6 protein-coding genes and 1 pseudogene are annotated in these 8059 nt (G+C 69.7%); all 7 read right to left on the bottom strand.

All coding sequences use genetic code 11. From position 1 onward, the window contains the following. A partial coding sequence (locus ACLN58_RS14405; RefSeq protein WP_415855950.1) for a threonine/serine ThrE exporter family protein occupies window positions 1-1364 on the bottom strand: 1364 nt, incomplete at its 3' end. Window positions 1365-1612: 248 nt separating this feature from the next. Then, the gene (locus ACLN58_RS14400; RefSeq protein ID WP_415855949.1) at window positions 1613-2692 is read right to left on the bottom strand and encodes a lipid II:glycine glycyltransferase FemX; all 1080 of its coding nucleotides are present in this window, start codon (window positions 2690-2692) and stop codon (window positions 1613-1615) included. Window positions 2693-2798: 106 nt separating this feature from the next. Beyond that, window positions 2799-4262 carry an L-serine ammonia-lyase gene (locus ACLN58_RS14395; RefSeq protein WP_415855948.1) on the bottom strand — a complete coding sequence of 488 codons (1464 nt, stop codon included), beginning with the start codon at window positions 4260-4262 and terminating at the stop codon, window positions 2799-2801. 115 nt (window positions 4263-4377) lie between these two features. Next, window positions 4378-5706 carry a serine hydroxymethyltransferase gene (gene glyA, locus ACLN58_RS14390; protein ID WP_415855947.1) on the bottom strand — a complete coding sequence of 443 codons (1329 nt, stop codon included), beginning with the start codon at window positions 5704-5706 and terminating at the stop codon, window positions 4378-4380. Beyond that, window positions 5703-6083: a glycine cleavage system protein GcvH gene (gene gcvH / locus ACLN58_RS14385; RefSeq protein ID WP_415855946.1), complete on the bottom strand. Its 381-nt coding sequence runs from the start codon at window positions 6081-6083 to the stop codon at window positions 5703-5705. Before gcvH ends, glyA begins: the two co-directional genes overlap by 4 nt. A 76-nt stretch (window positions 6084-6159) precedes the next feature. Continuing rightward, complete coding sequence (gene gcvT / locus ACLN58_RS14380) at window positions 6160-7362, bottom strand: glycine cleavage system aminomethyltransferase GcvT (RefSeq protein WP_415855945.1); 1203 nt, start codon at window positions 7360-7362, stop codon at window positions 6160-6162. A gap of 29 nt (window positions 7363-7391) precedes the next feature. Then, window positions 7392-8059, bottom strand: a pseudogene (locus ACLN58_RS14375) (glycine dehydrogenase (aminomethyl-transferring)); the annotation flags it as partial.

Raw genomic sequence — 8059 nt, 5'->3', positions numbered from 1 at the left:
CCGAGAATGATCGCCATGGCCGTGAGCATGCCGCCGGCGCCCGAGGCGGTCTGGGCCGAGTCGAGCGTCGCGACATACATCGACCGGAAGATCGTGAGACCGGGCAGCAGGATGAGCGCCGCGGGCACCGCGACCACGAGCTGCGGCGCCCCCATGCGCAGCGCGATGATCCGCGCAAGGAAACCGATGACGACGGCGCTCGCGGCCGGGGCGATCCGGTCGCCGACGCCGAGGTACTGCGCGCCGGTGAGCGCGAGATAGCCCACGAGGCCCACGAGGGCCGTGGGCAGCACGAGCCGCCTGGCCGTCTGCTCCGTGACGGCGATCGCCGCGACCGCCGTGCCGATGAGCACCACCTGGACCCAATATGGGTACGCGGGCGGGAACGTCTGCGTGACGTCGATCCGGGACACGCCGAGGAGCTCCCCCACGAGGAACGCGACCGCGATGCCCGCAACAAGGGCGGCGAACGTCAGGAACGCCGAGAGATACCGGCCCGCGGCCGTGACCGGGAACCCGTTGATCGCGTCCTGCGTCGCGGAGACGAGCCGCGACGTCGGCAGGAGCAGCAGGATGCCGCCCACCACGACGATCGCGGGAGAGATCGTGATCTGGGCCCAGAACATGAGCAGCGCGATGATCGTCACGAGGAACGCGCTCGCGAGCGTCGCGAAGAAGTCCGGGACCCGCATCCGGCCCATCGCACGGCTCACGAGCGAGACGCCGAGATTGCTCACGAACGCGACGAGCGAGGCCATGGGGCCGCCGCCGAGCACGCCGACGAACAGCGCGGCGAACAGCGAGTACGCGGCCGTGACGGCCCACTTGGGAAACGGCTTCGCCCGGGTCGTGATGGCCTGGAGCCGGCGCATCGCCTCCTCGCGCCCCACCCCGCCCGTGGCGATCTCGCTCACGAGCTGGTGCACGAGCGAGAGCCCCGCGTAGTTGCTGGTCCACGACCGGACGACGCGCAGGAGCGAGATGGGCGTCTGGTCGTGCGGCGAGTAGTTGATCGCGACCGACTGGTTCGTGATGTCGACCTCGACGTGTTTGAGGCCGAGCGCGGCGGTCACGGCGATCATTGACGCCTCGACCTCGAGGGCGCCCGCGCCGTAGCGGAACATCGTCTCGGCGAGCAGGAGCGCGAAGTCGAGCGTGCGGCGCGCCGATTCGTCGACGCCGCCCACCTGGATCCGCGGGTTCGCGTACGGGCTGCCGGCGAGCCGATCCACGATCGAGAGCGGCGCCGTGGGCGGGTTCTCTCCCGTGATGAGGCGACGCAGAACGCGTACGGCCGCGGCATTGGCCCGCACCTGGGCGGGCGAGATCGGCTTGGTCGGCTGCGTCTCCCCAAAGTTACCCACCGGGAGCGGAAGGGTGTGCAGGGGCGGCCCACCCTCCGTCGTCTGTTCAGCGACGCTGGGCGGCCCACCCGCCGTCGTCTGTTCAGCGACGCTGGGCGGCCCACCCGCCGTCGTCTGTTCGGGAACGCCCGACGGCGGCGGCCCACCCGCCGTCGTCGGCTTCCGCTCCTCGGGTCCGCTCCCGGCGCGCTTGTCGACTCTCACGCCTAACTACTTTCCCCCGCTGGACGGGTCGGTAAAACTACGCGTCAGTAGAACTGCTGCCCCGTGCGGCGGGTGTAGAGCTGGCGCGCGACGCGCTCGCCAGCCGTGTTCCACGCCGTGTAGCGAGTCGCGTCGACAGGAAAGTCCCACACCCCCACGAAGTCGGTCACGGTCTTCGAGAAGGAGGTCTTGAAGAGCCCCAGCCCGTGGAACGGGTGCGAGGAGTCCTTGAGCTGCGCGGCGGGCGGCGTGCCGCAGAAATCGTACTCGGTGCAGCCAAGCGCCTTGACGTCCCGGATCGCCGTCCACTGGACCAGATGCGAGTCCCCGTATTGGGTGCGTTTCTGGAGCGAACCGCCGTCCTTGTACGTGCCCTTGCGGCCGTAGTTGATCACGAACGCGCCGACGGACGGCCGGCCATTTTCGTACACGAAATACAGGCGGCCCTGCCCGCGGGACGTGAACTCGGTCCAGAACTGACGGTAGTACTCGAAGCTGCGCACCTGGGCGCCGTTGCGAGACTTGGTGTTGAGCGTTCCGGTCATGAGCGAATGCATGGTCCGGTAGTTCGCGAGCGTCGGCTCTGCCACCTCGACCTGGACGCCCTCGCGCTCGGCGCGGCGCACGGCGTTCCGCCCCCGCGAGTGAAGGTTGCGCAGGAGCTGATTCGGTTCGGGGCTGATGTCGAGCAGTGCCGTCGAATCGTTCGGCTGGAGGTTGAACGACTTCGCGAGCCCCGCGCCCGCGAGCACCGCGCGTGCCTCCTCGGAATCCACGATGTCCGGCTCGACCTTGATCGCGAACACGCGGAGCCGCTCGCTCGCCACGAACTTCTTGACAGCCTCAAGCGCGGGTGGAACCTCGTCGATCGACGCGACGTCCGGACCCTTGATGAGGTACCAGAGTCGGCCCAGGACGGGGAACGACTTCTCGAGCACGAGGTTGTAGCTCGGGCCGTGACCGCCCTCGAGGACGAGGTACCGGACATCCCAGCCGAAATTCTGCTTGACGGCCGCGAACGCCGCCGACTGGAGCAGGTTTCCGCCGTTCGGATTCGCGGTGACGTGCTCGTCCCAGCGTTCGATCTCGTCCGGGGTCGCGAAGCGTGCGGTGAAGCTGCTCAAGGGGGCTGCATCCCTTCGTTGAGGTCTCGGGGGCCGGGAACCAGTCTAGTCAGCTTAGGGGGCGGGCTCTGCCGCGGCCGATCGGCTGCCGGCCTCGATCGGGCCGTCAGCACTCAACGACGTTGACGGCCAGGCCCCCCATCGCGGTCTCCTTGTACTTGCTGCTCATGTCCTTGCCGGTCTCGCGCATGGTCACGATGACCTCGTCGAGCGAGACGCGGTGCGAACCGTCGCCCCACAGCGCCATCTTCGCGGCGTTGATCGCCTTGGCGGCGGCGATCGCGTTGCGCTCGATGCACGGCACCTGCACGAGCCCGCCGATCGGATCGCACGTGAGGCCGAGGTTGTGCTCCATCGCGATCTCGGCCGCGTTCTCGACCTGGGCGGGGGTGCCGCCCATGACCTCGGCGAGGCCCGCGGCCGCCATGGACGACGCCGACCCCACCTCGCCCTGGCAGCCCACCTCGGCGCCGGAGATGGAGGCCTCCTCCTTGTAGAGGACCCCGACGGCACCGGCGGCGAGGAGGAACTTCACGACCACGTCGTCCTTGTCCTTCTGCGTTGCGCCGTCCATGCCGGGTGCGTAGTTGAGCGCGTAGTAGAGCACCGCGGGAATGATCCCGGCAGCGCCGTTCGTGGGGGCCGTGACAACGCGGCCGCCCGAGGCGTTCTCCTCGTTGACCGCGAGCGCGATGAGGTTGACCCATTCCTGCCAGTAGATCGGGGCGCGGTCCTTGTCCTCCTTGAGGAGCCGCTCGTGCCAGTCGGGCGCACGACGGCGGACCTTGAGTCCCCCGGGCAGCAGCCCCTCGCGCTTGAGGCTGGATTCAACACACGCCTCCATGACCCGCCAGATGTGCAGGAGGCCCTCGCGAATCTCGTCCTCCGTGCGCGAGGCCCTCTCATTGATGAGCATGATGTCGCTGATCGAGAGGCCCTTCGAGGCGCAGCGGCCCAGGAGTTCCGCGGCCGTCCGGAACGGGAACGGGAGCTCCTTCTTGGACTCGTCGAGCTCCTTCTGCGCGCTCGCCTCCTCGCCCTCGCGGACAATGAAGCCGCCGCCCACAGAGAAGAACGTCGCCTCGTGGAGAAGGGGAGCCCCGACCAAGGTGCCTGCCCCGCTCAGGCCCGCGCCGGCGTCGTCCGCCTCGGCCTTGCTCGCCTCGGGTGAGCCGAAGACCTGGAACTTCATGCCGTTCGTGTGGCGTGGCAGGACCGTGAGCGGGTGCAGGACCATGTCCTCGACGCCGTATTCGAGCTCGCGGCCGCCCGCGAGGTTGAGCCGGCCGGTCTCGGCGATCGCGGTGAGGCGCTCCTCGACCTGCTCCGGGAGGATCTCCTCGGGCTCGAATCCCTCGAGGCCAAGGAGCACGGCCGTGAACGTGCCGTGGCCCCGGCCCGTCGCGGCGAGCGAGCCGTAGAGGTCCACGCGCAGGCCCGCGACCTCGTCGAGGAGGCCGCGCTCGCGCAGCTCGCGCGCGAACACCGCGCCGGCCCGCATGGGGCCCACGGTATGGGAGCTCGAGGGGCCAATGCCCACGGAGAAGAGTTCGAAGACGCCGACGGCCATGCCGGGATTCCTTCCCTAGTCAATTATCGGTCCGCGGCCACGGTTGGGGGCCAAGGTTGCGGGGCCAAGGTTCGGACAAAGACCCCGCAACCCGAGGGACGGGACCCCGCAACGGTCAGGCGAGGTTGGCCACGCCCGGGTAGAGCTGATGGGCAGCGGCGAGGGCGTCGACGCGGGCCTTGAGCGGCGCGAGATCGCTGTCGGGGCCCGCCATGAGGGCCTCCGCAATGACGTCCGCGACCTCACGGAACGCGGCCTCCCCGAAGCCGCGCGTCGCGAGCGCTGGCGTGCCGATCCGCAGGCCCGACGTGACCATGGGCGGGCGCGGGTCGAACGGGACAGCGTTGCGGTTCACCGTGATGTCGATCGCGGCGAGCCGGTCCTCGGCCTGCTGGCCGTCGAGCTCGGCGTTGCGCAGATCCACGAGCACGAGGTGCACGTCGGTGCCGCCGGAGACGACGCCGATGCCCTTGGCCTTGACGTCCTCCGCCGTGAGCCGCTCGGCGATGATCTTCGCGCCGGAGAGCACGCGCTCCATCCGCTCGCGGAACTCCGGCGAGGCTGCGATCTTGAACGCAACCGCCTTGCCCGCGATGACGTGCTCGAGCGGGCCGCCCTGCTGGCCCGGGAACACGGCTGAATTGACCTTTTTCGCAATGTCCGGCTCGTTCGTGAGGATGATCCCGCCGCGCGGGCCCGCGAGGGTCTTGTGCGTCGTGGACGTCGTGACGTGCGCGTGCGGGACAGGGCTCGCGTGCAGGCCGGCGGCGACGAGGCCTGCGAAGTGGGCCATGTCCACCATGAGGTATGCGCCGACCTGGTCCGCGATCCGGCGGAACTCGGCGAAGTCGAGCTCGCGGGCGTACGCGGACCAGCCCGCGACGATGAGCTGCGGGCGGTGCTCGAGGGCGAGCCGCTCGACCTCGGCCATGTCTATCCGGTGGTCGTCCTCGCGCACCTGGTACGGGATGACGTTGTAGAGCTTGCCGGAGAAGTTGATCTTCATGCCGTGCGTGAGGTGGCCGCCGTGGGCGAGGTTGAGGCCCATGATCGTGTCGCCCGGCTTGATGAGCGCGTGCATCACGGAGGCGTTCGCCTGCGCGCCCGAGTGCGGCTGCACGTTCGCGAACTCAGCGCCGAAGAGGGCCTTCACTCGGTCGATCGCGAGCCGCTCGATGACGTCGACGTGCTCGCAGCCGCCGTAGTAGCGCCGGCCCGGATAGCCCTCGGCGTACTTGTTGGTCAGGACAGAACCCTGGGCCTGCATGACCGCGACCGCGGTGTGGTTCTCCGACGCGATCATCTCGAGCCCGCCGCGCTGGCGGCCGAGCTCGGCGTCGATCGACGCGGCGATCTCGGGGTCGAGCTCGGCGATGTCGGCGTCGAGGGAGGCGGAGCGGACCTGCACGAACTGCACGGTCTCAGCCGCCGTTCCGGCGCTCACAGCTCGCCGCCGTTCTTCGACGCGTACTCCTCGGCGGAGAGCAGCGGGCCCTCGGCGGAGACCTCGACCGTGAAGAGCCAGCCGGCCCCGTACGGGTCCTCGTTGACGAGCGCGGGATTGTCGATCGCCTCCTGGTTCACCTCGACGACGGTCCCGGTCACGGGGGCGTAGAGGTCGGAGACGCTCTTCGTGGACTCGATCTCGCCGCACGTCGCGCCAGCGGTGATCTCGCTGCCGACTTCGGGCAGGTCGAGGTAGACGACGTCGCCGAGAGCGTCAGCGGCGACGGCGGACACGCCGACCTTCGCGGGGCTCTGCTCGACGTCGAGCCACTCGTGCTCCTCCGAGTAGCGAAGGCCGGTCTGGACTTTGCTCATGGGTTTACTCTCCTCAGCTCAACGGCTACCGCGGCATCTGCGCCGCAGGTTCGGGTTGGGGGTGGGTGTGAAGGTACTACTTCGCGCGCTTGTAGAACGGGAGTGCTACAACCTCGAACGGCTCGGCCTTGCCGCGGAGGTCGACGTCGAGCCGGGTGCCCACGGCGGAATGTTCGACGGCGACGTACGCGAGCGCGATGGGGTAACCGAGCGTCGGGCTCGGCTGACCCGAGGTCACCTCGCCGATGGCCTGGCCGTCCTTGAGGACCGGGTAGTGCGAGCGCCCGGCACGTCGCCCGAGGCCGCGAAGGCCCACCAAGCGCTTGCCGCTCGTGGTGCCGGCGCCGTCGACTGACTCACCCACCCGCGCCGCTCTTTGCAGCGCAGTGCCGCCCACGAAGTCGCCGTCCTTCGACTTCAAGGCGACGACGCCGCCCAAGCCCGCCTCGAACGGGGTCACGTCGCGCGAAAGCTCGTTGCCGTACAGCGGCATGCCGGCCTCGAGGCGCAGCGAGTCGCGCGAGGCGAGGCCGCACGGCACGAGATCGCGGCCCTCCCCCGCGGCGCGGATGGCGGCCCATAGCTCGGCGGCGCGGCCGTTCGCGACGAAGAGCTCGAAGCCGTCCTCGCCCGTGTAGCCCGTGCGTGCTAGAAGGACCGGAACCCCTGCAACCTCGACCTCGATCGCGGCGTAGTACTTGAGGCCGGTCACGGCCTCGGCGCGCTCGGCGGGCACGAGCGCGAGGAGGATGCTCTCCGCGTTCGGACCCTGCACGGCGATGAGCGAAGTCTCGGCGCTCGCGTCGCGGAGCGTCACGCCCGCATCGGCCCCCAGACTGGCCGCGAACGCCGCGAGGCGCGCCTCGAACTCGGCCGCGACGGTTGGCGCGTTGCCCGCGTTGGGGACCACGAGGAAGCCCTCCTCCGCGACGCGGTAGACGATGAGGTCGTCGATGATGCCGCCGTCCTCGGCGCAGATGAGCGAGTACTTGGCCTTGCCGACCGCGATCGTGGAGAGCTTGCCCACGAGCGCATAGTCGAGGAACGCACCCGCATCCGGGCCCGTGGCCCAGACCTCGCCCATGTGGGAGAGGTCGAAGAGGCCCGCGGCCTCGCGGACGGCGCGGTGCTCGGCGAGCTCGGAACCGTACTTGAGCGGCATCTGCCAGCCGCCGAAGTCGGTGAAGCTCGCGCCGAGGGCCTCGTGCTCGGCGTAGAGGGCCGTGCGCTTCTCTGCGTTGGGCGCGGTGTTGGGCGTGGCGGTCGTGTCAATGGTCATCGAAGTCTCCGTTTCTGTCCTGGCCGCGCTCAGTGCGCGTCCTCGAACGCCTCGAGGGGAGGGCACGCGCACACGAGATTGCGGTCGCCCGCTGCCCCGTCGATGCGGCCCACGGGGGCGAAGTACTTGTCCTGGCTCGGGGTCTTCCCGGGGAACGCGCCCTGCTCGCGGGTGTACGGGCGGTCCCATTCGCTGCTCACCACAGCGGCGGCGGTGTGCGGCGCGCGGCGCAGCGGCGAGTCCGCGACGGCGAAGTCGCCGTGCGCGACCTGGTCGATCTCGGCGCGGACCGCGATCATCGCGTCGATGAACCGATCGATCTCGCCTAGGTCCTCCGACTCGGTCGGCTCGACCATGAGCGTGCCCGCGACCGGGAAGGCGAGCGTCGGGGCGTGGAAGCCGAAGTCGATGAGGCGCTTCGCGACGTCCTCCGCTGTCACGCCGGTCTTGGCCGTGAGCTCGCGCAGGTCGAGGATGCACTCGTGCGCGACGAGCCCACCCTCGCCCGTGTAGAGGACCGGGAAGTGCGCGTCGAGGCGCTTCGCGATGTAGTTCGCGGCCAGCAGCGCAGACTTCGTGGCCTCGGTGAGGCCGTCCCCGCCCATGAGCTTGACGTACGCCCACGAGATCGGCAGGACACCGGCGGAGCCGAAGCGCGAGGCCGAGACCGGGAGGTCCTCCCCGCCGTCCCAGGCCG

It is taken from the genome of Sinomonas sp. G460-2 (genome assembly GCF_047759905.1).
Classification (GTDB): Bacteria; Actinomycetota; Actinomycetes; order Actinomycetales; family Micrococcaceae; genus Sinomonas.
The sequence above is the reverse complement of the archived record's forward strand: the minus strand, read 5'-3'. Positions and strand labels throughout refer to the sequence as shown.